Raw genomic sequence first — 22,826 nt, 5'->3', positions numbered from 1 at the left:
ACCTCCAAGTTTGCGTTCGCCCGCCATCATCAGGCGGGCATTTTTTTGCCCGCCCTTAGCCGCTCAACGCGGGCTGCGGCAGCGGGCAAACATATCCAGCGGGGCTTGGTACACGGCGGTTTTCACCCCCATCAGGCCCAGTACGCTATGGAACAGGTTGTCCTGGCTGTAGCGCTGCTGGATGCCCTGCTGCAAACAAGCCTGCTGCATGCCGGCTGCCTGCTGCCAGGCCGGCGAGAACCACGCCACCATGGGGATGTGCTTTTGCGCGTCTGGCGCCACCAGATACGGCGTGGCGTGCAGGTACATATTGTTTTCGCCCAGCGATTCGCCGTGGTCGGACAGATAGATCATGCCACCCGCCACCGCGGGCTCGGCTTGCAAGGCGGCGATGGTTTTGGCCAGGATGGCGTCGGTGTACAGGATGGTGTTGTCAAAACCGTTGATGATGTCCTGCTGGCTGCACTTTTGCAGCTCGCTGGTGCGGCAGACCGGGGTAAAGCGCTCGTACTCTTTCGGGTAGCGCTTGTAATAGGCCGGGCCGTGGCTGCCTTTCTGGTGCAGCACAATCACGGCATCGCCTTTGAGTGCCTTCAGCCGCTGCGGCAGGCCATCCAGCAGAATGTCGTCAAAACACTCGCCATCGGCACAGAAAGCCGGGTTCTTGTCGCCAAATACCATGTCCGTGGGCACGCGGTTACACACTTCTTTGCAGCCGGAATTATTATCGCGCCAGCTGACCTGTACGCCCGCCCGCTGCAGGATATCCAGCAGGTTCTCGCGCTGCTTGGCCTCATCAGCATCAAACTTGTCGCGCGGCAGGGACGAGAACATGCACGGCACCGAGATCGCGGTTTCGGTGCCGCAAGACCAGGTATCGGGGTAGTTGATCAGGCCAGGGATGCGCGCCAGCTGCGGGTTGGTCTGGCGCGGGTAGCCATTGAGCGAAAAATGGTCGCCACGGGCGGTTTCCCCCACCACCAGCACCAGCACGCGCGGCTTGCTGCCGGCAGGCCACGGCGCGGTACGGCTGGCATCCTCCCCTACTTTTTGCAGCACGGCCGGCTTGGCGGTAAGGCGCTTGATATACGAGCTGCTGGCTTGCAGGTAGTTGGTAGGCGTCAGCGCAAAGCGCAGCTCGCGGTGATTGCGAGACAGCGAGGCAAAGTCCTGATACCCCACCATGGCCACCGCCACCAGCACCCCGGCGCTCACCAGCAGCGCCACCACACGGGCCCCCAGCTCGCGCAGCGGCGGGCGGTACAGCACCGGTGTTTTCCACAGCCACAGGCTGGGCAGGCCACCCAGCAGCAGTACGGTGAGCACCATCTTGACCGTTAGCAGGTCGCGCACCTCGGCGCCGTCGGTTTGTATGGCGTTGCGCACCATATTCATGTCGATCAGCACGCCGTACTGGCTCATGAAATAACTGACCCCGGCGGTAAGCAGCAGCAGCACGGTGAGCAGCGGCTTGCCCACCCACGGCCACACCAGCAGCTGCAGCAGCAGGCTGAACAATGCGCTCAGCAGCACAAACGCCAGGCCCAGCATTTTTACGCCATGGCCATCCAGCGGGCTGACGATGGCAAACAGCCGCTGCCAGAAAGCCATATTGAAAAACAGCACCAGCAGCACGGCCAGGCTGGCGGCCAACACTTCGGCACGCAAAGGGCGAAAAACGTGGGAAAACATGCAGGCAGCCAAGTTTGCGAGATAGGGCCCACAGTGAAACAAGGCAACCTTAAGTCGGGCTTATCAAACGGGTGCCATGGCGATAAATGGCGTCACGCCGCTGTCACAGCGGGCACATTCTGCTGTCACATGCACCACGCAGCATGGCGCTATCTGCTACGCCGGAGCGCACCATGAGCCACCGCTACCGCACTATCTGGCTGTCTGATGTCCACCTGGGCACCAGTGGCTGCCAGGCCAGCTTCCTGCTGGATTTCCTCAAACACCACGAGTCGGACACGCTGTATCTGGTGGGCGACATCATCGACGGCTGGCAGCTGAAAAAATCCTGGGGCTGGAAGCAAAGCCACAACGATGTGGTGCAAAAGGTACTGCGCAAGGCGCGCAAGGGCACACAGGTGATCTACGTACCCGGCAACCACGACGAGGCGGCGCGGCAATACTGCGGCCTGGACTTTGGCGGCATTGCCATCCGCCAGGAAGCCGAGCACCTCACCGCCGACGGGAAACGCCTGCTGATCATCCACGGCGACGAGTTCGACGGCGTCATCCAGCACGTCAAGTGGCTGGCGTATGTAGGCGACAGCCTCTATACAGTGATCCTGCACCTGAACCGCCACTACAACTGGCTGCGGCAAAAGCTGGGGCGGCCGTACTGGTCGCTATCGCAGTACCTGAAACACAAGGTGAAGAACGCGGTGAACTTCATCAGCGACTTTGAACAGATCCTGGCCGACGAAGCCCGCCGCCGTGGCTTTGACGGCGTGATCTGCGGCCACATCCACAAGGCCGAGGTCAAAGACATCGGCGGCGTGGTGTACGGCAACTGTGGCGACTGGGTGGAAAGCCTGTCCGCGCTGGTAGAACACGCCGACGGCCGGCTGGAAGTGGTGTACTGGACCAGCCAGGCCAGCAGCGCCGCCGCACCCACTACCATCGCGGCCCAGCCGGTACGCGAAGGCACGCTGGAGGAGGCCGAAACATGCGCATCATGATCATCACCGACGCCTGGTACCCGCAGGTCAACGGCGTGGTACGCAGCATCGTCGAAACCGTGCGCGAGCTGCGGGCGCTGGGCCACCAGGTGGCCATGGTCACGCCGCAAGGTGGCGAACACGACGACGGCGATGGCTTTCTTACCCTGCCCTGCCCTACCTACCCGGATATCCGCCTGTCGCTGCTGCCCTACCGCAAAACCGCCGCCCGCCTGGCCGAGTTTGCCCCGCACGCGGTGCACATTGCCACCGAAGGCCCGCTGGGCATGGCTGCACGGCGCTGGTGCCGCCGCCGCGGCCAACCTTTCACCACCGCCTATCACACGCGCTTTCCCGAATACATCCACGCACGCACGCGGCTGCCACTGGCCATCAGCTACGCCTGGATCCGCCGTTTTCACAACGCTGCGCAGGCGGTCATGGCGCCCACCCCGGCCATTGTGGCCGACCTGCAAGCCCGTGGCTTTCACAATGTGGTGCTGTGGAGCCGCGGGGTAGACACCACCACCTTCAGCCCCGGCGAACGCGACCTGCTGGACACGGCACCACCACGCTTTGTCTACGTTGGCCGCGTAGCGGTAGAAAAGAACATCGAGGCGTTTTTGCAGCTGGACCTGCCCGGCAGCAAATGGGTAGTCGGCGAAGGCCCGCAGCTGGCCGAGCTGCAGGCACGCTACCCGGCGGTACACTTTGCCGGCGTGTTCCCACAGGCCGAGCTGGCGCGCATTTACCGCGCGGCAGACGTGTTTGTGTTCCCCAGCCGCACCGACACCTTTGGCCTGGTGCTGCTGGAGGCCATGGCCTGCGGCACGCCGGTAGCCGCCTACCCGGTAGCCGGGCCGCTGGATGTGGTGGGCAATAGCGGCGGCGGCGTGCTGCACGACGACCTGAAAACCGCCTGCCTGCAGGCGCTATCGCTAGACCGCCAGCACGTACGCCGCGTGGCCGAGGGCTTTTCCTGGGCCGCCGCCACGCTGCAGTTTGAAGCGCAGCTGCACGCCCGCCCGGTAGGGGAACAGGAAGGCATGGCCTTTACCAGCGGCGGGCGCTAGCCGCACATGAAAAAGCCGGCCACACCGGGTGGATACCCAGGTGAGCCGGCTTAAAGGTTGGCCGCAAAGGTTGGCCGCAGCGCTAGTACTCCAGCCCCAGGTTAAAGTAGCCGGTGAGCTGGCCTTTCTTGCCATGCCCCACCCCCATGAAAACCGGCCCCAGAATGGTATCGGCCCCCACGAAAAGCGACCCGGCAGGCAGCCAGCGGGTATCTTGCGCCAGCGGCAAGGTGGCCCACACACGCCCTATTTCGGCCGATGCGCCCACATACAAGCCGGAACCCAGCGCCGAAGGCAGGCTGGACACACGCCACGACACCATGCCACGGGCAAAGGCCATCTGGTGCCCCAGCAGCTCGCCGGGCTGGTAGCCGGATACGTTGCGGAATCCCCCCAGCTCGAACACTTCGGCCGCGTCGTTCTTGTCGCTGTAGCCACCGCGCAGGGTAAAGCGCCAGCTGATATCGTGACGATCGGTAGTGACGGTGTCGATCATGAACGACGCACTGGGTTGCGGGTTGGGGTCGTCGGTACGGTGCAGCGGCTTGCGCGCTTCCAGCTGCAAGGCATAGCCATTGCGTGGCCAGCGCGGGTTATCCAGCTGGTCCAGCACCAGCTTGCTGCGCAAACCTTGCTCACGGGACTTGGCATCGCTCAGGTCCAGCATACCGCGAAAACCGGTACCCAGCGCCAGGCTGTCACGGCTGGCATACCAGCCATTGCGCCACTCCCCCAGCTTGCCCAGGCTCAGGCCGGCATCCAGGTTAACGGTATTGGTCTGCCGGATCAGCTCTGCCGTGGGCTGGTGGCTATCGACATACAGGCTGTAGCGCTTCTCGCGCCGGCTACTGCCCAGGCTCAGGAAAACGGGCGAATTGGCATCAAACGGCTGCTGCCACTCGGCACCAAAGGTGGGCTCCTCGCCCAGCTTGGCTTCGCCCAGCAAGCTGCCACCGCGGCTATTGAGCCAGCTGCGCCTGAACTCGCCCAGTAATGAAAAGGTGGCATCGCCCTGCGAGCTGCTACGCAGCTCCAGGCCGCCCCGCACGTAGTTTGGCCCGGTGTGGCGCTCTAGCAGATGCACATCGGCCACGTGCTGGCCTTCCTGCTGGCGCAGCGTGTAGTCCAGCTTGTCCAGGTCCCCTTCGGCAAACACCTCGCCCAGTTTCTGGTGCAACGCCCCCAGCCCCAGGCGGCTGCCAATCAACAGCTTTTGCTGCATGGCCTGCGGGTCGACAAAGTCAAAATTGCCGGCCACATTAATGCGGTCGATACGCGGGCGCTCGCCCTGTGCCCGAGCCTGCTGCCAGGCTGCGTACTGGTCGGGGGTGCTGGCCAGGGCCACCAACTGCGGTGCGATGGCACGTGCGGCCAACCTGCCCGCCTCGATAATCGCCGCGTTATCGCCAAAGTCGGCAGGCGACACCCCATCGAGCTGCGGGCGAATCAGGATATCCTGCGGCCCCAGCTTGGCCAGGGATTCGCGGCTGTTGCGTGCCACCATCAGGTAGGTGGTCTGGTCCAGCACGTCCAGAAAGTTACCCAGCTGCTCGCGCGCTACCGGCGGCGTACCCACATCGATCACGATCAGCACATCGGCACAGCGGCCTTTGAGCTCCTCCACCGGCAGCTGGCGCGCCATGCCGCCATCTACCAGTATGCGGTCGTCGGCTTCTACCGGTGCAAACATGCCCGGCACCGCCATGCTGGCGCGCATGGCCAGGCTCAGGTCGCCACGGTCAAACACCACGGCATCACCGGTCTCCAGATCGGTTGCCAGGGCGCGAAACGGAATGCTGAGCCGGTCAAAGCTGGGCTCGTTGCGGGCGCGGGTCAGCTGGCGAATGAACAGGTCAATGCCCTGGGCGTTGATGGCCGCCTTGGGCAGCCGCCACTTGCCATCGCGAAAACCCACGGTGAGGTCAAAATAATTGCGGCTGTCGCTCTGCTTGCGGTTGTACGGCACGTCCTGACGGCGTGGCCGGCCGGAGAGCAGGGTTTCCCAGTCCGCCTCGGCAAACTGCCGCTCCAGCTCGGCCAACGGCTGCCCGCTGGCGTAGGCACCGCCAATCAGCGCCCCCGCCGAGGTGCCGGCCATACAGGCGATGGGAACGTGTAACTTTTCCAGCTCCTGCAGTACGCCCAGGTGGGCAAAGCCGCGGGCACCGCCGCCGCCCAGTACCACACCGATACGCGGTGCTGCCGGCTCGGCAGCCCAAACCAACAGGGTATGCAGGCAGAGCCATGCGGCCAACATTGCTTTCATCGTGGTTCCCATGGCGATCAACGTACGCTGCGTACCAGGATGTCCGGCTGGCGGCAGCTACGGCGCTCGCTGGCCAGCACATCGTCACCGCACGGCCGGCCCTGGCGGCCCTGCTTGTCGGTACACAGGTAGATTTCTTTCAGGAAACGGCCACCCCCGCTGCACGATACCGCCAGCGCACGCGGGCCCAGCCAGGGGTTGGCCGCCTGCAGCTCGGCTTTCAGCTCGGGCAGGGTTTTACGCAGAGGCTGTACCGGGGCCTGATAGGCTGCCGGTACAGCCAGGCGGGCTTTCAGGCCAGCGGCCAGCTGGTGGTAGGCCGCCTGGCCCAGGCCACTGCAGGTGCCGTGCTTTTCCCACTCGTGGCGGTATAGCTTGCGGCTGGGGTACAAGCCGGCAAACTGCTGCAGCATGCCCTCATCAAAACGCTCGCGGCTGCAGTCTGCCGGGTAGCCGCGCTGGTACTGCGGCCACAGGCCATGCAAGACAAAGCCATACTGGCGGCTGCACTGCTCGCGGTCGCCCGGGCGCACCGCGCAGTAATCGGGCGACCACGACAGGGCCATGACGTAGTAGTCGAACTGCCCCGGCGTCCCTGCCGCGTGGGCAGCAGGGGCAAGCAAGGCAGACAGCAGTGCAGCAAGAAAAAAGCGCATGGGTAGCTCCGGCAGGCTGGGGGCAAGGTGGCCCGTTAGGCAGGTCTACAGTGTAACGGCCTGCCCGCGTACCATGCCATCAGCTTGATGGCACACAGGGCACAAAATCACGGGCACAAGTGGCAAGTGTAGGGGCATAATTGTGAAAAACACCTTAAACCCAATGATTTTTAAAGGAAAACCATAGAAATGCGTGCAAAACTTCGCAAGGCAGGCATGACGCTACTGGGCTTGTTTGCCTTGGGCGGCAGCCTGCTGCTGGACTACTACCTGCCCGAACACGCCATCACCACCATTACCGGCGTAGAGGTCAAACTGGCGGACAAAGACGGCCCTATCAGCAAACAGAACCCGGCCGACCAGCCGGTACGCGACATGTACCTGATCTACACCCAGCACGCGATCGACGATGTGCGCGTTTACCGTAACGAAGACACCGGCTGGGGTTGGCCGCTGTACTTCAAATTTGACGCATCCGACGTGCAAGCCACGGCACGGGCGCTGGAAAACGCACGCCAGCCCGCCCATATTTCGTCGTATGGCTGGCGCATCAATATGTTCTCGCTCTACCCCAATATCACCAGCATCCGCCTGGCACATGCCGACGACAGCACCTGGAGCGCCATTCGCTGGCTGGCTTTTAGCCTGTGGGGGGTGCTGCTCATCCTGCTGGCACGGCTGACCTGGCGCTGGACCCGCCCGGTAGTCAAAGATGGCGACCTGATAAACTAAGCCCTGCCAAGCACGCCAACGCCGCTAGCCGGCGTTGGCTACAGACATGAAAAAAGCCCCGCAAGCGGGGCTTTTTTTATTGCCAGCAAAATGGCAACCGATATTACATCGGCTGGATTTTGGTAGCTTGTGGGCCTTTTTGGCCCATGCCGGATACGTAGCTTACTTTCTGACCTTCAGCCAGGGATTTGAAGCCGTTGCCCTGGATTTCGGAGAAGTGAGCGAACAGGTCGTTGCCGCCTGCGTCCGGAGTGATGAAGCCAAAGCCTTTTGCATCATTGAACCATTTAACGGTACCGGTTTCCATTTTGTCTTCCTTTTGAAAAAACGTAAAAAATTAGGCGAAATGCCTGTCAGCGAAATAATCAAGAAGGGACCGGATGAAACAATGGAGTACCGCTTTTGAAGTGGAACAACTCTGAACTTTGGATCAACTAGCTTGAAATCTTGCTTCAGCACGTTATACGCACTAAGCCCGTGCCCGGCAAGCTATTTCGCTTTTTTATTTTTCGCCACGGCCCGCTATGCATTTTAAAACCATACATCACGGGCCATGGCCGCAACACCTTTCGCGATGACACCCGGCACACGCCAGGGCAGGCTTACGCCAGTGTCAGCACCACGGGCGTGTGGTCGGACGGGCGCTCCCACTTGCGCGGGGTTTTGTCGATCACGCAGCCGGTAGCACGCGCCTTCAGGCTGTCGGTAATCAGGATATGGTCGATACGCACGCCCATATTGCGGCGGAACATCATGGCGCGGTAATCCCACCAGCTGTATTGCTTGTCTTCCTGATTGAATAGCCGGAAGCTATCCGACAGGCCCATAGCAATCAGGCGGCGGAAGCTGTCGCGCTCTGGCGTGGTGCACAGCACCTGCTCGCGCCAGCCTTCCGGGTCGTATACATCGCGGTCTTCCGGGGCGATGTTGTAGTCGCCCAGCAGGGCAAAATCCGGGTAGCGGGCCAGCTCGCTGGCTACATAGCCTTCCAGTGCGGCCAACCAGCCCAGCTTGTATTGGTACTTGGGCGAATCCACTGCCTCGCCATTCACGAAATAAGCACAGATCACGCGTACGCCATCGATGGTGGCGGCAATCACGCGGCGCTGTTCGTCTTCATAGCCGGGGATGCCCTGCACAACATCGCTGATGGTGCGGCCATTTTTTACCAGGATGGCCACACCGTTATAGGTTTTCTGGCCAAACCACACGGCCTGGTAGCCCGCGGCTTCGATATCGGCCAGCGGGAATACCGGGTGGTCCATCTTCAGTTCTTGCAGGCACAGTACATCGATGGGGTTGTCCGCCAGCCATTGCACCACGTGCGGCAGGCGCACTTTCAGCGAATTGACGTTCCAGGTGGCTAGTTGCATGGGGCTCTCCCTTTGATAACAGGCCGACACCATAGCGCGTGGCAAGCAGGCTGGCAACGCGGCTAATATTACAAACACGCCACGCCACCATCACCAATAAAAGCAGCCACTTACCGGCATGGCGTGATTAATAAAATAGACACAAAACTTGCCAGCGCCGTGGTAGCCCGCCTAGAATGGCGCCATCGTCATCACCGGAAGCAGAAATTGTTTTCCAAAAAACCGCGCCAAACCGCGCAAAACCCGGGCACGCTGTGCCCCACCAATGCCGCCCACCGTGGCCGCCTTGCCCCGCTTGCCCAGAGCTTTGCCCTGCGCACCCCCAGCTTTGCCCACCGCCATAGCCTGACACCTGCCGACGAACCGGACACCCAGTCCGAGCCACCCCGTTAGCGCCCCTCGCTTCTGCCCTATTTCCCGCAGTAACGATTGAATCATGGCCTGCCACCGCGCCTGTTGCACGGTAGCAGCCAGTAACGCCTTGCCGCCCGCACGCTAGCTGCCTGCCTACGCGCACCACGGTACACACCGTGGCAACGTTGGCCGCATGCTGCCTGCGCACGCCAGGGCAGACGAGTATTGGCTATGGATTTCCACAACTGGATCATGTACCTGGGCACCATTGTGCTCTTGATGCTGGCACCGGGCCCCGGCCCGCTGCTAACCCTGTCGCACGGCGCGCAGCATGGCGCCCGTGGCGGCGTACCCAACGCGCTGGGCTTTTCTGCCGGCGCGCTTACCCTGATGGCCCTGTCGGCGCTGGGCATTACCGCCCTGCTGTTTGCGTCGCCTGCGGCGTTCAATATCGTGAAGATGCTGGGGGCCGGCTACCTGGTATGGCTGGGTATTACCCTGTGGCGCAAGCCATTCAAGCTGGGCCAGGCGCAGGGCTGTCGCGTCAGCCCGCTATGGAGCGGCTTTCGCCCGGCGTTTTTGCTGGCTGTCAGCAACCCCGAAGACACCGTGTTTTTCTCGGCCTTGCTGCCGCGCTTTCTGGATACCAGCCGCGAGCTGTGGCCGCAGTACCTGACCATGGCGGCAACCTGGGTGGTAGCGGATATGGTGGTCGCCGTGGCGCTGGCCGCTGCCGGTGGCCGCCTGGGTGGCTGGCTGGCGCACGGCCAACGCCTGCAGCGTTTCTCGCGCACCTCGGGCGGGCTGTTTGTGCTGGCCGGTGTGATGCTGGCTGCCGTGCAGCGTTAAGCCGCTAGCGTTACCTGCGACAAGGGCCTTTCGCATGGCGAAAGGCCCTTGTTTCGTTCTGCAGCGCCGCACAGCGCTGGGGACAAAAAAATGCCCCCGCACCGGGCGGGGGTCAACACAGTCAAGTTCGCTCACTGTTGTGCCTGCTAGACAAACAGTCATAGTGTGAACCCGCGCGGCGCGCTTGGTTCCCGCTGCTGACAAAAAAACCTTGTCATGCCTGTGGCGGGTACACGCTGATTTCGATCAGGTTCTGGTCCGGGTCCAGCAAATACACCGACTGGATGGTGCCCTGCGCACCGGTCTTGGCCACCGGGCCCTCGACAATATCCACCCCCTCGGCCTGCAGGTGGGCTACCACCTGCGGTAGCGGCCAACGGCTAATCAGGCACAGGTCGCCCGAGCCGACACCGGCACGGTTGCGCGGCTCCTCGCCCAGCAGCTGCAGGTTGATCTTCTGGTTGCCGAAATGCAGCGCGCGGCGGCCGTTGGCAAAGGTGACCGCTTCCATCTGCAAGACGCGGCAGTAAAAGGCTACCGACGCTTCGATATCGGTAACGGTAAGGACAACGTGGTCGATGTGGCTGATCATGATGGTCTCCCAAAGAAAGCAAACGTCATGCTAGCGCACCGACGCGGGCTTGGCTCGCCCTCCCTGCGCACACACTGTTCAGCAAGCATCATGGCCGTGGCGGCAAGCCACTGAAAAAAGCCCACATCACGTCATTGGCATCCAGCGCCTGGCCAGGGCCCGCCTTGCCGATACGGGTACGGCCGCCACCCGGCCAACTATGGCCACCTTGCTCGGTGACACACAGCTGCAATGCGCTAGCAGCGGCACAGCCGGTATAACGCTCGCAATAGGCACCCGCTACCGTCAGGCTGCGCACCGGCTGCGGGCGGCACTGGTTGTGCGCCTGCCACTGCGCCATGGTCGCGGGTACCGACGTGAAATCGGTGACCTTGCGCTCGTCGCGAAACGCCCCTGGCCCGGCACCACCATCGAACAGAACATGGTCGTCATCCCGCGCATGGATATGCAGCACCGCTAGCGGCCGTGCTGGCTGGCAAGCCAGCGTGTTATCGGTACCGGCGACCGAGGCGATGCCGGCAAACACATCCGCCGCCTCGCACGCCAGCCGGTACGCCATCATGCCGCCATTAGACATGCCTACCGCGTACACGCGCCCCGCGGTTACCGTGTAGTGCTGCTGCACCCAGGCCACCACCGCGCGGGCAAAGGCCACGTCATCTACCGCTTCGTCGCGCGCCTTGCCACAGCAGCGCCCGGCGTTCCAGGTGGCCAGTTTGTCACCCAGCGCGCCGGTGCCATTGGGCACCGCTAGCAGGTAGCCCGCCTGGTCGCTATGGCGGGTCAGCCCGTAATGGCGGTCGTTCGCCATGAATGCCATATTGCCACCGCCACCATGCAGCGCCAGGACTAGCGGCAAGGGCTGCCCGGGCTGATAACGGCGCGGCACATGCAGCAGGAAGCTGCGCTGCCGGCCGGCATGTGGCAGCGCCACAGTCAACGTGTGCCCTGCCGTGGCAGGTGATAGCTGCTGCCGTGACAAAGCGTCGCGTAGTGGCCCGGCATGGCCTGGCACGCCAGGAAAAAAGCCAGCCACGAGCAACACAAGCGGCAGGGCCATGCCGTGAAATAGACGGGCAAGGTAGGTCATGATGACAAGCTCGGCAATATTCACCCAGCCATGCTGACACCCGCAGCAACCCATTTCAAATGGCAGTCGTTAACAAATGCAAAGCCGTCCGTGGATAAAACAAAAAAGCGGCCTGCAAAGTACAGGCCGCCAAGATGGTGTCACGCCAAGCGTGCAGGGCAATGTCACCATGCAACACGTTACGCTTAAGGCGTCACACAATAGAAACCACCCCCATCTATCGCCTCGCCTTGCTCATTCTGTGCCGACGGGTGATAACCCAGCGCACGGAAAGTCTGGCTAGCGGTACTCAGCGTGGCGCACATCGCCGCGCCTTTTGCCGCCATGGATTGCGGCACCGGCCCGAAAGCGCCCGGCTTATCCCAGGCCAGCGCGCCGCCTGCCATGCGGACAAGCTTGGGCGGTGTCGAAGACGGGTACTGACCAATGGCGGTCATGCTGCTACAGGCGGTAGCCAGCAACGCGGCCACGATGACAAGGCTGATCGATTTCATGGGTACATCTCCTGTTTCCATACCGTAAATGGCATCCCGGCTACACCCCCCTCAAGGCAGATGTGCCCAGAACGGAAACACCCTATCGCAAGTCATTTTTACCGATAAAACATATCGCCATTGTTAATTTATCCGGTATCGATAACAGCCAACATATCGATAAACCAGCCCATCGCCATGATGCATATTGCCGACACATGCGCGGTAGCACAGCCCGCCCCCTCTGGCGGCAAGTGTCATGGTGCCAGACGCGCCTGGGCTTCAACGCACAAGGGCAAGCCGTATGGCTTGCCCTTGTGCTTTACCGCCCCGCTACGGCCAACGTTGGCCGCAGCAGGCGCGATGGTCAGGCGGCTACCGGCTCGCTCATGCCACTGTGGCGCAGCAGCGCGTCGATTTGCGGGTCGCGGCCGCGGAAGGCACGGAACGATGCCAGCGCCGAGCGGCTGCCACCCACGGCCAACACCTCGTCCCAGAACTTGTGGCCTACCGCCGGGTTGGCCCCACCCGCCTCTTCGAAGGCGGCGTAGGCATCTGCCGACAGCACTTCTGCCCACTTGTAGCTGTAGTAGCCCGCTGCGTAACCGCCAGCAAAAATGTGGCTGAAGCTGTTGGGGAAGCGGTTGTACGCTGGCGGGCGGTTTACTGCCACCTCATCGCGCACCTGCTCCAGCAGGGCCTGCCAGTCCACTGTGTCAGGGTTGGCCGCGGTGTACAGCTGCATGTCAAACAGCGAGAACTCCAGCTGGCGCACGGTCTGCATGCCGCTCTGGAAGTTCTTGGCGGCCAGCATCTTGTCGTACAGCGCGTGCGGCAACGGCTCGCCGCTATCCACGTGGGCGCTCATGCCCTGCAGTACATCCCATTCCCAGCAGAAGTTTTCCATGAACTGGCTAGGCAGCTCGACCGCGTCCCACTCCACGCCGCTGATGCCGGACACGCCCAGCTCGTCCACGCGGGTCAGCAAATGGTGCAGGCCGTGGCCGAATTCATGGAACAACGTGGTGACTTCGTCGTGCGTGAAGGTGGCCGGCTTGTCGCCCAGCGGGCGGGTAAAGTTGCACACCAGGTAGGCCACCGGGGTTTGCACCTGCCCTGCCTTGACGCGGCGGCCGCGCACGTCGTCCATCCAGGCGCCAGGGCGCTTGCCGTCACGGGCGTACAAATCCAGATAGAAGCCACCCAGCAGCACGCCGTCTTTGCGGATCTGGTAGTAGCGCACGTCCGGGTGCCAGGTTTCGGCGTCTTGCTGCGTTACCGTAATGCCGTACAGCTTGTGCACCACGCTGAACAAACCGGCCAGTACTTTGGGCTCGGGGAAGTACTGCTTTACTTCGTGCTCGGAAAACGCATAACGCGCCACGCGCAGTTTTTCGGCGGCGTAGCTGATGTCCCATGCCTCCAGCGTGTCCAGCCCCAGCTCGGCGCGGGCAAAGGCTTCCAGCTCGGCGCGATCCTGCTGCGCGTAGGGCTTGGCGCGGGCGGCCAGGTCGCGCAGGAAGTCGATCACCTGCTGCGGGGTTTCGGCCATCTTGGTGTACAGCGACAGCTCGGCGTAGCTGGCAAAGCCCAGCAGCTGCGCCTCTTCGGCGGCCAGCACCAGGCGTTCGCGAATCAGCGCGGTGTTGTCCTGCTCGGCCGGGCCAAACTCGCTGGCGCGCTTGGCATTGGCTTCGTACAGCTGCTGACGCAGCGCACGGTTGTCGGCGTACTGCAGCACCGGGAACAGCAGCGGAAACTGCAGGCCCAGCTTGTATTTGCCCGGCTGGCCGTCGGCTTCGGCGATGGCGGCGTACATGGCCAGGCTGTCTTCCGGAATGCCGGCCAGCTCGGCGGCGTCGTCGATCAACAGGCTAAAGCTGTCGGTGGCGTCCATCACGTTTTGCGAAAACTGGCTAGACAGCTCGGCCAATCGGCTGGAGATCTCGGCAAAGCGCGCTTTCTGCGCATCCGGCAGCTCGGCGCCAGACAGGCGGAAATCACGCAGGTCGTTGGCGATGATTTTCTGGCGCGCCGCGCTGGCCGTGGCAAAGGCCGGGTTGGCCGCCACCGCCTTGAAGCGGGCAAACAAGTCCAGGTTTTGCCCCAGCTCGGTAAAGAAAGCCGAAATGCGCGGGATTTCGGCGTTGTACACCTCGCGCAGGCCATCGGTATTGCCCATCACGCTATTGAGGTGCCCCACCACGCCCCAGGCGCGGCCCAGGCGCTCGGTGGCGTCGGACAGCGGCTCGGACACGCTGTCCCAGTCGTCGCCGCCAGCGGCGATCACCTGCTCTACTGCGGCACGGGCCTCGGCCAGCAGCACGTCCAGCGCCGGGGTAACGTGTTCGGGTTTGATCGCGGCAAAACGCGGCAGATCGCTAAAGTCCAGTAGCGGATTAGGGGTCATGTTTGGCATCCTGTTAAGAGTGGCGCCGCAGCGTGCGCGCAGAAACGTATTCTAGATAAGGACAAATCCGTGAATCGCAATATCCGTTCCTATGATGGCCACCAGCCGCAGATCGACGCCAGCTGCTATATCGACGACGCCGCCGTGGTAATCGGCGAAGTCAGCCTGGCGGCCAACGTTTCAGTATGGCCCTGCGCCGTGGTACGCGGCGACGTGAACAGCATCAGCATAGGCGAAGGCAGCAATGTGCAGGACTTTGCCATGCTGCACGTGAGCCACCGCAAAGACAGCGACCCGCAAGGCGCGCCGCTGGTGATTGGCCGCCATGTCACCATCGGCCACCACGTTACCCTGCACGGCTGCACCATCGGCAACGAAGTGCTCATCGGCATCGGCAGCATCATCCTGGACCGCGCCATGATCGAAGACCGCGTGCTGATTGGCGCCGGCAGCCTGGTGCCGCCCAACAAGCGGCTGGAAAGCGGCTACCTGTACCTGGGCAACCCGGTAAAACAGGTGCGGCCCCTCACCGAGGGCGAGCTGGCGTATTTCAAATACTCCGCCGAGCACTACGTGAAGGTCATGGACAAACACAAGGCCAGTATTGCAGCAGGCTGACGCCACCATTGTTCACAGATTCTTAACGAATAGCGCCTAGTCTACAAGACAGGCGCTTTTTTCATGTACCCGATGGGCTAAAACCGGCCACGGTTACACCCATGCGTCATTGTGATGAATTGTCATCTATCAGTAACGTTGACCCTCTACACTGCGGCCAGCTTTGATAAGGATGGATTTAAAATGACGCTTGTTAAACGGCTGTGGCTCACCGTTATCCTCACACTTGGCTGCCTGCTGGCAGTGATGCTACTGAGCAGCCAGCAGCTGTGGTCGCTACGCAGTGACTTCGAACAATACCGTAGCCGGCAGCTGCTATCGGCCAACCTGCAAACGCTGAAAGCCGAGGTGCTATCGCTATCGCGCGCCGACCCGCTGCTGCCAGACACGGCCGCCCAGCTGGCCAGCGTAAATAAAAGCAGCCGCCAGCTGATTGCCGCTATCGTCACCGGGCTGCCTGCCGCAGAGCGCGACAGCTTTGCCAAACAAGCCAGCCAGCACTGGCAGGCGTACCACACCAACCTGCTGTCGGCCATCAAGATTGCCGAAACCTCGCCAGAGGACGCGCTGTCCATCCCCGAAGAAGCCTACAAGATGAGCCTGCAGCCTTTGGCCGGCCTGATCGACCAGCGCCTGGTGTCGGAGCGCCAGCTGCTGGCACAAGCCGAAACCGCCATGCAAGGCGCGCTCAGCCGGCTGGTCATGCTGGTACTGGGCCCGCTGGGCCTGGCCAGCGTGATTGTGGTGCTATCGCAAGTCCTGCTGGCGCGCCGGCTGAAAGGGCAGATTGCCGCCATGCAGCGTGCGGCCGACCAGCTGGGCGAAGGTGACCTGGCCGCCCGCCTGCCGGTAAACGGTGCCGACGAGCTGTCGCAAGCCGCCCGCCACATCAACCGTTTTCTGGACAAGCTGGCCACCCTGCTGGCCACCGTACGCAGCACTGCCGCGCAGAGCGAGCACGAGGCGCGCAGCATCCTGGCGCTCACCGGCCAGGTGATCACCGTGACGCAGCAGCAAGCTGACAAGGCAGAAAACACCCGTGCCGCCGCAGGCCAGATTGCCGGCGGTAACCAGCGCATCAGCCAGGCGCTGCAGCAGGCCGTAAGCCAGGCCGATAGCGGCAGCGAGCGCACCGGCCATGCACGCAGCCTGGCCACCGGTACTGCCGACACCCTGCACAAGCTGTCCGTGCGCCTGCAAGGTGGCGTCAACGACGCCGAGCAGCTCAAAACCGCCATCCGCGACATTGCCCAGATCAGCACCCTGATTCGCGATGTGGCCGAGCAAACCAACCTGCTGGCGCTGAACGCCGCCATCGAAGCCGCCCGCGCAGGCGAAGCAGGCCGCGGCTTTGCCGTGGTGGCCGACGAAGTGCGCAAGCTGTCCGAGCGCACCGAAAGCGCCACGGCGCGCATCTTCGACACCCTGTTGCGGGTAGAGTCGGCCAGCCAGGCGCTGGCCGCTACCATGAGCGAAGCCCACCTGGCCGGCGAGCACAGCATCGGCGCGCAAGAAACACTGAACAACGCGCTACTGCAAGCCGACCAGGCCATGTCGGCCTTCCGCCAGGCCATGAAAGACATCGAAGAAGCGCGCCAGGCACAGCACATGGCCAGCGACAATATCGTGAGCCAGGGCGACGAAGTGGCCACGCTGGCCGCCGGCATCTTTGGCCAGATGCAAACCCTGGCCCCGGCCATGGGCCGCCTGACCGACGCCTCGCAGCAGCTGAACCAGGATCTGGCCTGGTTCCGCACCCAGCCGCACGCCAAGGTTGGCCGCACACCGCCCACCACTCTACCGGGTGATCGCCACGCCCTGCGTGCCGCCGCCTGAGTCACCTCCCTTTACAGCACAATAAAAAACCGGCCAGCGCAAGCTGACCGGTTTTTCGTCTTGGCGACCTGGCTGTCTTACAGCACGGCCAGCGCGGCGTCGTAGTTCGGCTCGTCGGCGATCTCGGCTACCAGCTCGCTATGCAGCACCTGGTCGTTTTCGTCCAGTACTACCACGGCACGGGCAGTCAGGCCGGCCAGCGGGCCGGAAGCCAGCTGCACGCCGTAGGCCTCGGCAAAAGCCGGGTTGCGGAAGGTAGACAGATTGGCCACGCCTTCGATGCCCTCGGCACCGCAGAAACGCTTCTGCGCAAACGGCAGGTCGGCAGAAATGCACAGCACTACCACGCCATCACGGGCGGCGGCTTTTTCGTTGAACTTGCGTACCGAGGTGGCGCAGGTAGGGGTATCCACCGACGGGAAAATGTTCAGGATCTTTTTCTTGCCGGCAAAGGCAGCCAGGCCCACGTCGGACAGGTCACCAGCGGTCAGGGTAAAAGCCGGGGCGGCGCTGCCAGCGGCCGGCAGGGTACCGGCTACGTCTACAGGGTTGCCTTTCAGGGTAACGGTTGCCATTGCATGTTTCCTTTTGGGTAAGAACAGTGGGTAATGCCCAGAGTGTGGGGCAAGCTGGCGAAATTTCAACCCCGCTGACAGCAGGGTTGGCCGCCAGGCCTAGCGCTACGCCTCGTCCGGCAGCTGCAGGCCCAGCTCGGCCAGTACCTCGCGCGCGGCGCGGAAGGCCTCTACCGCCGCCGGTGCCCCGGCGTACACGGCGCAGTGCAGCAGTGTTTCGCGGATTTCTACCAGGCTAGCGCCATTATTGATGGCACCACGGATATGGCCTTTCAGCTCCTGGCTACGGCCCAGTGCGGCCAACATGGCGCAGGTCAGCAGGCTACGGGTTTTCAGGTCGATACCGTCGCGCTGCCAGGTACTGCCCCAGGCGTGTTCGTTCAGCCAGTCTTGCAGCGGGCGGCTGAAACCGTCCAGATCGCTCATCGCCCGCGTGGCAAACGCCTCGCCCATCACCTGGGTGCGCCGCGCCAACCCGGCCTGTTTGTCTTGCTCGCTCATGCTTTCACTCCTGTTAACAAGGGGGCTACTTGCCAGCCCGCGTGGCCAGCACCACGCCCGATAGTATCAGCCCGATACCGGCCAGGTGGTACCACTGCAGCGCTTCACCCAGAAACAGCATGGACAGCACGGCGCCGAAGCCGGGCATCAGGTGGATGAACATGCCGGCGCGCGCCGCGCCCACGCGGGCCACGCCCAGATTGTAAAAGTAGTAGGCCGCTACCGATGGCAGCGTGCCAACGTAGGCAAAGGTGGCCAGCGTACCGGTGGTCAACGGGGTGTAACGGCCGCTGGCCAGCTCGGCAGCAAACAGCGGCACAATGCCTAGCAAGCCGATAGCCACCAGTACGGTCAGCAGGCCGATGCGGTCCAGCGTGGCAGGCAGCGGCTTGAGCAGCAGGGTGTACAGCGCCCACGCCACCATGGCCAGAAACACCACCGCGTCGCCACGGTTGATGTCCAGTGCGGCCAACCTGTGCCAGTCGCCATGCGCCACGATGAACAGCACGCCGATAAAAGAAATACCTACCGCCAGCGCCTGGCGCCGGCCGATCTTCATGCCAAAGAACAGCGCGCCAAACAGCACGATCAAAATAGGGATAAAGGAATTGAGCAGCACCGCGTTGGTGGCGGCGGTGTACTGCAGCCCCCAGTAGGCCAGCGAGTTGAAGCCGGTGACGCCCAGCAGCGCCAATAACAGCAGGCGGCGCCAGTGCGGCCGCCACAGCGCACGCTGCTGCCAGGCCGGGCGCAGGCCAAACGGCAGCAGCAGGCACAGGGCAATGGCCCAGCGGGCAAAGGAAAGGGTCATCGGGGCAACACTGGCGTGCATGGCACGGGCCAGCACAAAATTGCCCGACCAGAACAGGGCGGTCAGCGTCAGCAGCAGATAAGCAATGCGGGGTGATGTCGTTTTCATGAAAGCACCATGCCATGTGCCGTGCCACCAGACAAGCCAGCGCGGCGCAACAAACTGTTCCCATAAAAAAACCGGGGCAGGTGCCCCGGTAAGACAATGGCCAGGCCGCACAGCCCAAAGCGATGGTCCCCTGCTGTGCGGCTGGTAAAACGCGTTAACCCGCCTGCGTTTGCGGCTGGCTACCACCCGCTTTGACTGCGCACTGTGGCGCGACAAACTGCGGCAGCAGCGAACCCAGCAGCATGCCCAGCACGCTCATCAGCAAGCCCGCCAGCTGTGGTGGCCAGAAATCGGTATCGGTAGCCGTCAGCTCCAGGGCAATCCAGGTGCCTACGCCCAGGATAATCGCCAGCATGGCGCCCTGCGTGGTGGCACGCTTCCAGAACAGGCCGGCAGTCAGCGGTACAAAGGCTGCCACCAGGGTCACTTTGTAAGCGTTACCCACCATCTCGTAAATGGACGCATCGGAATACAGCGCAAACAGCGTGGTACCCACAGCACATACCAGAATGGCCGCACGGGTCGCCAGCAGGAACTCGCGGTCGCTCATCTTGGGCTTGAAGTGCTTGAAGATGTTTTCCACAAAGATCACCGACGGCGCCAGCAGCGTGCCGGACGCGGTAGACATGATGGCCGACAGCAGCGCGCCAAAGAACATCACCTGGGCGAACAGCGGGGTTTCTTCCAGAATCATGCGCGGCAGGATCATCTGCGAATCTTCCGCCAGCCATTTTTGCACCAGCTCGGGGTTGATCATCGATGCGGCGTAAATCAGGAACACCGGCAGCAGGCAGAAGGTCAGGTAAAACACGGCCCCCACGATGGTGGCGCGCACAGCGATTTTTTCGCTCTTGGCCGACATCACGCGCTGGAACACGTCCTGCTGCGGAATGGAGCCGAACATCATGGTGACGGCCGCCCCGATAAAGGCCACCAGATCACGCGGCTCGGTACTGGTAATGAAGGTGAACTTGCCCTCGCCCGCGGCCTTGGCAATCACCTTGTCGGCACCGCCGGCCATGCCGCTGAACAGCCACACCAGGTACAAGAGGCCACCGACGATGATTACCATCTGGAAGAAATCGGTCAGCGCCACCGACCACATGCCACCAAACAGCGTATAGATCACCACAATACCGGCGCCGATCAGCATGCCCTGGGTGGTGGTGATACCGCCATCAGACAGCACATTGAACACCACGCCCAGCGCGGTAAGCTGGGCGGCAATCCAGCCCAGGTAGGACATCATGATCGCCAGGCTGGTAATCACCTCTACCGTGCTGCCATAGCGCTGGCGGAAGAAATCGCCCATGGTCAGCAGGTTCATGCGGTACAGCGGGCGGGCAAAAAACACCCCCACCAGCATCAGGCAGGTAAACGAGCCGAACGGGTCTTCCACAATGCCGTGAAAGCCTTCCTCGATAAAGGTAGACGGGATACCCAATACCGCCTCGGAACCAAACCAGGTGGCAAACACCATGGCCGCGACGATATGGAATGGCATGCTACGGCCACCGGCCGCGAAATCTTTTGCGTTTTTTACGCGTGTAGATGCGTACAGGCCAATACCCACAGTAACGGCCAGATACATGACGACGAACCAGACAAGCATGTCTGAGTCTCCTTCTCCCAATGCAGTGTTTCGGCAAGTGTGGCCCCAGCCTGCCCAGGGCAAGCAAAACGGCCACGCTCAATCGGCTTGTTACTTTTGTTGTGGCGGCCATTATAGCCAGCCCACAACACAAACCGAGCAATTTATTAAACACAACGAGAACCGGGCGGCAGCACAGCTGCCACCGGTTACGCCACAAAACCGCCAAAGCGCTGCTTAGCACGCCCGTCATAAATCTTTAAAAAACAAGGCAATAAGCTAGCTAATACAACAAAAAAGCCACAGCGCTGCGGGGGGTAGCCCCCTCGCAAAACTGTGGCTTATTGTGCCGCAAACGTGCGTTTAAGTGTCGTAGAATATGTTAAACATACGCCACACTTTTCCACTGGCATAAGAAAAAACAGCCGGGTCAAAACACCCCGCCCACGACATGGCCAGGCAGCACAAAAGCGCCCTAGCTAGCCTGCCGCTGCAAGCTGCCCTGCCCTGCCATCACCGAAAAACGCTGCTTTTGCGCGTCGTACAGTACCGGGGCACAGGCCACCGCCGGGTCGTGGGTAAAAAACAGGCGGCCATGCACACCCGCCAGGCGCTGCAACAGGTGGCGCTTTTCGTCTATCAGCTGCTCGGGAAAGCGGTCGTAGCCCATGGTGATGGGCACGTGTACCCAGGGGGCACCGGGGATGAGGTCGGCGGCAAACACCACCGGGCCATCCGGCATGGGGATCTCGGCCAGCAGCATGCCCGGCGTATGGCCGTGCGACACGCTAAAACGCCAGTCTGGCGGCAGGCAGGCCGGTGGCTGCTCGCCATCCACCAGCACCAGGCGGCCACAGCTTTCCAGCAACGCCACCAGCTCCGGCACAAACGATGCGCGGTCACGCGGGTGCGGGTTCAGCGCCCGCTGCCAGGCCTCGCGCCCCACCACAATCTGCGCATTGGGGAACAACAAGCGCGCCGGCTCGCCATCCCATGCGGCCAACAGCCCGCCGGCATGGTCGAAGTGCAGGTGCGACAGCACCACCACATCGATATCCTCGTGGCGCAGCCCGTGCGCGGCCAGCGAATCCAGCAGCACGTGGTTTTCTTCCATCACGCCATAGCGCTCACGCAGCTTGGCGGCAAAAAAAGCCCCGATGCCGGTTTCCAGCAACACACGGCGGCCATCAGCCTCTTCGACCAGCAGGCAGCGGCAGCATAGCGGCACGCGGTTTTGCTCGTCCGGCGCTAGCCAGCCGGCCCACACCGCACGCGGCGCGTTGCCAAACATGGCACCGCCGTCCAGTTTTTGTGAATTGCCCAGCAAGGATGTCAGGGTACGCATCGAAATCTCCCGAATCGGTGAGCCGCCATTGTCAAGCAAGTGCTTGGTTTTGTCATGTACGCTATCGATAAAAAAACAGCCCGCATTAGCGAGCTGTTCCGATAACGACACCGGGTATTACTTGATCAGCTTTTCTACCTTGTCGGCACGGTCGCCCGCGGCAGGGTGGCTGGACAGCAGGCTGCTGTCGTTACCGTACAGTGCGGCCAACTTGCGCAGCGCAGACGGGGCGGCGTCCAGCTTGTAGTTATGGCGCTTCAGAAACTCTACTGCGTAAGCATCGGCATCGCTTTCCTGCGACTGCGAGAACTGCGCGTGCAGGATTTGCTCGCTCAGCTCACCCATTTCCGACTCGGAAAACGCGGCCACATTGGCGTTACCGCTACCGGCAGCGGCCTTGCGCGCGGCAGACGCCGCGTAGGCCACTTGCATGGCTTTCTTGCTGTGGCCCAGCTTCACGTGGCCGATTTCGTGGCCAATCACATAGCGCACTTCGTCGTCGGTCATCTTGTCCAGCAGGCCGCTGTACACACGTACGGTGCCGTCTGCCATGGCAAAGGCGTTCACTTCTTTATCCAGATACACCTTGAAGTTCAGCTTCAGGCCGTCTTCGCTGCTAAGGCCGCTCACGATCTTGGCCAGGCGTTTGGCTTGCGGGCTACCTGCGGCGGCTACCTTGGCCTGCTTGTCCAGCGCCTTGCTGGACTCGGCCGCCATGGCCTGCACTTCGGCATCAGACAGGGTGGCGGACTTCACCAGATCGGTACCGGCACTCAGCAGGGTGTTCAGGCCAAATGCCTGGGCAGGGCCGCACAGGGCCAGAGACAGCAGGGAGACAAGCGCGAGCTTTTTCATGGTTTTATGCCAAAGTCAAAAAAGAACGGCATTCTATTAGCATGCTTGATGA

22 protein-coding genes are annotated in these 22,826 nt (G+C 62.3%); 7 read left to right on the top strand and 15 right to left on the bottom strand.

Annotation, left to right across the window (positions count from 1 at the left end; genetic code table 11):
- Positions 1–63 precede the first annotated feature (63 nt).
- Positions 64–1,692 (bottom strand): phosphoethanolamine transferase, encoded by a 1,629-nt coding sequence (locus FLQ44_RS06070; RefSeq protein WP_147693540.1) that lies wholly within the window; start codon positions 1,690–1,692, stop codon positions 64–66.
- A 173-nt stretch (positions 1,693–1,865) separates the two neighbouring features.
- Here FLQ44_RS06070 and FLQ44_RS06065 point away from each other — a divergent pair, with 173 nt between their 5' ends.
- On the top strand, positions 1,866–2,687 hold the full coding sequence (locus FLQ44_RS06065; RefSeq protein ID WP_240801195.1) for a UDP-2,3-diacylglucosamine diphosphatase: 822 nt from the start codon (positions 1,866–1,868) through the stop codon (positions 2,685–2,687).
- Positions 2,675–3,739 carry a glycosyltransferase family 4 protein gene (locus FLQ44_RS06060; RefSeq protein ID WP_147693538.1) on the top strand — a complete coding sequence of 355 codons (1,065 nt, stop codon included), beginning with the start codon at positions 2,675–2,677 and terminating at the stop codon, positions 3,737–3,739. Before FLQ44_RS06065 ends, FLQ44_RS06060 begins: the two co-directional genes overlap by 13 nt.
- 82 nt (positions 3,740–3,821) lie before the next feature.
- Here the strand turns inward: FLQ44_RS06060 and FLQ44_RS06055 are convergent, their stop codons facing one another.
- Together FLQ44_RS06055 and FLQ44_RS06050 are read right to left on the bottom strand one after the other, a co-directional pair.
- The gene (locus FLQ44_RS06055) at positions 3,822–6,005 is read right to left on the bottom strand and encodes a patatin-like phospholipase family protein (protein ID WP_170252842.1); all 2,184 of its coding nucleotides are present in this window, start codon (positions 6,003–6,005) and stop codon (positions 3,822–3,824) included.
- Between the two features lie 17 nt (positions 6,006–6,022).
- Complete coding sequence (locus FLQ44_RS06050; RefSeq protein WP_147693536.1) at positions 6,023–6,661, bottom strand: ribonuclease T2 family protein; 639 nt, start codon at positions 6,659–6,661, stop codon at positions 6,023–6,025.
- 189 nt (positions 6,662–6,850) lie between these two features.
- Here FLQ44_RS06050 and FLQ44_RS06045 point away from each other — a divergent pair, with 189 nt between their 5' ends.
- Positions 6,851–7,393 (top strand): DUF1523 family protein, encoded by a 543-nt coding sequence (locus FLQ44_RS06045; protein ID WP_170252840.1) that lies wholly within the window; start codon positions 6,851–6,853, stop codon positions 7,391–7,393.
- A 103-nt stretch (positions 7,394–7,496) separates the two neighbouring features.
- Here the strand turns inward: FLQ44_RS06045 and FLQ44_RS06040 are convergent, their stop codons facing one another.
- Complete coding sequence (locus FLQ44_RS06040) at positions 7,497–7,700, bottom strand: cold-shock protein (RefSeq protein WP_017508689.1); 204 nt, start codon at positions 7,698–7,700, stop codon at positions 7,497–7,499.
- Between the two features lie 295 nt (positions 7,701–7,995).
- Positions 7,996–8,766 carry an exodeoxyribonuclease III gene (gene xth / locus FLQ44_RS06035; protein WP_147693535.1) on the bottom strand — a complete coding sequence of 257 codons (771 nt, stop codon included), beginning with the start codon at positions 8,764–8,766 and terminating at the stop codon, positions 7,996–7,998.
- A gap of 207 nt (positions 8,767–8,973) precedes the next feature.
- Here xth and FLQ44_RS06030 point away from each other — a divergent pair, with 207 nt between their 5' ends.
- Both FLQ44_RS06030 and FLQ44_RS06025 read left to right on the top strand, forming a co-directional pair.
- Positions 8,974–9,159, top strand: a complete 186-nt coding sequence (locus tag FLQ44_RS06030; RefSeq protein ID WP_147693534.1) for a hypothetical protein — start codon at positions 8,974–8,976, stop codon at positions 9,157–9,159.
- Between the two features lie 192 nt (positions 9,160–9,351).
- Positions 9,352–9,969, top strand: coding sequence for a LysE family translocator (locus FLQ44_RS06025; protein WP_147693533.1), 618 nt, complete (start codon positions 9,352–9,354; stop codon positions 9,967–9,969).
- 214 nt (positions 9,970–10,183) lie between these two features.
- Here FLQ44_RS06025 and FLQ44_RS06020 read toward each other — a convergent pair whose 3' ends face one another.
- The 4 genes from FLQ44_RS06020 to FLQ44_RS06005 form a co-directional block, all read right to left on the bottom strand.
- Positions 10,184–10,561 carry a VOC family protein gene (locus FLQ44_RS06020; RefSeq protein ID WP_147693532.1) on the bottom strand — a complete coding sequence of 126 codons (378 nt, stop codon included), beginning with the start codon at positions 10,559–10,561 and terminating at the stop codon, positions 10,184–10,186.
- Between the two features lie 88 nt (positions 10,562–10,649).
- Positions 10,650–11,651, bottom strand: coding sequence for a CE1 family esterase (locus FLQ44_RS06015; RefSeq protein WP_206208687.1), 1,002 nt, complete (start codon positions 11,649–11,651; stop codon positions 10,650–10,652).
- Between the two features lie 185 nt (positions 11,652–11,836).
- Positions 11,837–12,145 carry a hypothetical protein gene (locus FLQ44_RS06010; protein WP_147693531.1) on the bottom strand — a complete coding sequence of 103 codons (309 nt, stop codon included), beginning with the start codon at positions 12,143–12,145 and terminating at the stop codon, positions 11,837–11,839.
- A gap of 346 nt (positions 12,146–12,491) precedes the next feature.
- A complete protein-coding gene (locus FLQ44_RS06005) occupies positions 12,492–14,534 on the bottom strand; it encodes a M3 family metallopeptidase (RefSeq protein WP_147693530.1) in 2,043 nt (680 codons plus the stop codon).
- Between the two features lie 69 nt (positions 14,535–14,603).
- Between FLQ44_RS06005 and FLQ44_RS06000 the strand changes: the two genes are divergently transcribed.
- Complete coding sequence (locus FLQ44_RS06000) at positions 14,604–15,152, top strand: gamma carbonic anhydrase family protein (RefSeq protein ID WP_147693529.1); 549 nt, start codon at positions 14,604–14,606, stop codon at positions 15,150–15,152.
- Positions 15,153–15,335: 183 nt separating this feature from the next.
- Entirely contained in the window at positions 15,336–16,988 is a 1,653-nt protein-coding gene (locus tag FLQ44_RS05995) for a methyl-accepting chemotaxis protein (protein WP_147693528.1), read from the top strand.
- Positions 16,989–17,065: 77 nt separating this feature from the next.
- On the opposite strand, the gene tpx is transcribed toward FLQ44_RS05995, so the two are convergent.
- From tpx to FLQ44_RS05965, 6 genes are all read right to left on the bottom strand, one after another.
- Positions 17,066–17,563, bottom strand: coding sequence for a thiol peroxidase (gene tpx / locus FLQ44_RS05990; RefSeq protein WP_147693527.1), 498 nt, complete (start codon positions 17,561–17,563; stop codon positions 17,066–17,068).
- A gap of 105 nt (positions 17,564–17,668) precedes the next feature.
- Positions 17,669–18,064 carry a carboxymuconolactone decarboxylase family protein gene (locus FLQ44_RS05985; protein ID WP_147693526.1) on the bottom strand — a complete coding sequence of 132 codons (396 nt, stop codon included), beginning with the start codon at positions 18,062–18,064 and terminating at the stop codon, positions 17,669–17,671.
- Positions 18,065–18,089: 25 nt separating this feature from the next.
- The gene (locus FLQ44_RS05980; protein WP_147693525.1) at positions 18,090–18,983 is read right to left on the bottom strand and encodes a DMT family transporter; all 894 of its coding nucleotides are present in this window, start codon (positions 18,981–18,983) and stop codon (positions 18,090–18,092) included.
- A gap of 154 nt (positions 18,984–19,137) precedes the next feature.
- Positions 19,138–20,595 carry a high affinity choline transporter 1 gene (locus FLQ44_RS05975; RefSeq protein ID WP_147693524.1) on the bottom strand — a complete coding sequence of 486 codons (1,458 nt, stop codon included), beginning with the start codon at positions 20,593–20,595 and terminating at the stop codon, positions 19,138–19,140.
- Positions 20,596–21,049: 454 nt separating this feature from the next.
- A complete protein-coding gene (locus FLQ44_RS05970; protein ID WP_147693523.1) occupies positions 21,050–21,919 on the bottom strand; it encodes an MBL fold metallo-hydrolase in 870 nt (289 codons plus the stop codon).
- Between the two features lie 117 nt (positions 21,920–22,036).
- On the bottom strand, positions 22,037–22,774 hold the full coding sequence (locus FLQ44_RS05965) for a M48 family metallopeptidase (protein WP_147693522.1): 738 nt from the start codon (positions 22,772–22,774) through the stop codon (positions 22,037–22,039).
- Positions 22,775–22,826: the final 52 nt, after the last annotated feature.

The sequence above is a fragment of the Vogesella mureinivorans genome, from assembly GCF_007644035.1.
GTDB lineage: Bacteria > Pseudomonadota > Gammaproteobacteria > Burkholderiales > Chromobacteriaceae > Vogesella > Vogesella mureinivorans.
This window is presented reverse-complemented; position numbering and strand designations above follow the sequence as displayed.

Excerpts from the sequence above, each read along its gene's own strand:
- FLQ44_RS06070 (WP_147693540.1), bottom strand. The coding sequence starts at position 1,692 with ATGTTTTCCCACGTTTTTCGCCCTTTGCGTGCCGAAGTGTTGGCCGCC.
- FLQ44_RS06065 (WP_240801195.1), top strand. The coding sequence starts at position 1,866 with ATGAGCCACCGCTACCGCACTATCTGGCTGTCTGATGTCCACCTGGGC.
- FLQ44_RS06060 (WP_147693538.1), top strand. The coding sequence starts at position 2,675 with ATGCGCATCATGATCATCACCGACGCCTGGTACCCGCAGGTCAACGGC.
- FLQ44_RS06055 (WP_170252842.1), bottom strand. The coding sequence starts at position 6,005 with ATGAAAGCAATGTTGGCCGCATGGCTCTGCCTGCATACCCTGTTGGTT.
- FLQ44_RS06050 (WP_147693536.1), bottom strand. The coding sequence starts at position 6,661 with ATGCGCTTTTTTCTTGCTGCACTGCTGTCTGCCTTGCTTGCCCCTGCT.
- FLQ44_RS06045 (WP_170252840.1), top strand. The coding sequence starts at position 6,851 with ATGCGTGCAAAACTTCGCAAGGCAGGCATGACGCTACTGGGCTTGTTT.
- FLQ44_RS06040 (WP_017508689.1), bottom strand. The coding sequence starts at position 7,700 with ATGGAAACCGGTACCGTTAAATGGTTCAATGATGCAAAAGGCTTTGGC.
- xth (WP_147693535.1), bottom strand. The coding sequence starts at position 8,766 with ATGCAACTAGCCACCTGGAACGTCAATTCGCTGAAAGTGCGCCTGCCG.
- FLQ44_RS06025 (WP_147693533.1), top strand. The coding sequence starts at position 9,352 with ATGGATTTCCACAACTGGATCATGTACCTGGGCACCATTGTGCTCTTG.
- FLQ44_RS06020 (WP_147693532.1), bottom strand. The coding sequence starts at position 10,561 with ATGATCAGCCACATCGACCACGTTGTCCTTACCGTTACCGATATCGAA.
- FLQ44_RS06015 (WP_206208687.1), bottom strand. The coding sequence starts at position 11,651 with ATGACCTACCTTGCCCGTCTATTTCACGGCATGGCCCTGCCGCTTGTG.
- FLQ44_RS06010 (WP_147693531.1), bottom strand. The coding sequence starts at position 12,145 with ATGAAATCGATCAGCCTTGTCATCGTGGCCGCGTTGCTGGCTACCGCC.
- FLQ44_RS06005 (WP_147693530.1), bottom strand. The coding sequence starts at position 14,534 with ATGACCCCTAATCCGCTACTGGACTTTAGCGATCTGCCGCGTTTTGCC.
- FLQ44_RS05995 (WP_147693528.1), top strand. The coding sequence starts at position 15,336 with ATGACGCTTGTTAAACGGCTGTGGCTCACCGTTATCCTCACACTTGGC.
- tpx (WP_147693527.1), bottom strand. The coding sequence starts at position 17,563 with ATGGCAACCGTTACCCTGAAAGGCAACCCTGTAGACGTAGCCGGTACC.
- FLQ44_RS05985 (WP_147693526.1), bottom strand. The coding sequence starts at position 18,064 with ATGAGCGAGCAAGACAAACAGGCCGGGTTGGCGCGGCGCACCCAGGTG.
- FLQ44_RS05980 (WP_147693525.1), bottom strand. The coding sequence starts at position 18,983 with ATGAAAACGACATCACCCCGCATTGCTTATCTGCTGCTGACGCTGACC.
- FLQ44_RS05975 (WP_147693524.1), bottom strand. The coding sequence starts at position 20,595 with ATGCTTGTCTGGTTCGTCGTCATGTATCTGGCCGTTACTGTGGGTATT.
- FLQ44_RS05970 (WP_147693523.1), bottom strand. The coding sequence starts at position 21,919 with ATGCGTACCCTGACATCCTTGCTGGGCAATTCACAAAAACTGGACGGC.
- FLQ44_RS05965 (WP_147693522.1), bottom strand. The coding sequence starts at position 22,774 with ATGAAAAAGCTCGCGCTTGTCTCCCTGCTGTCTCTGGCCCTGTGCGGC.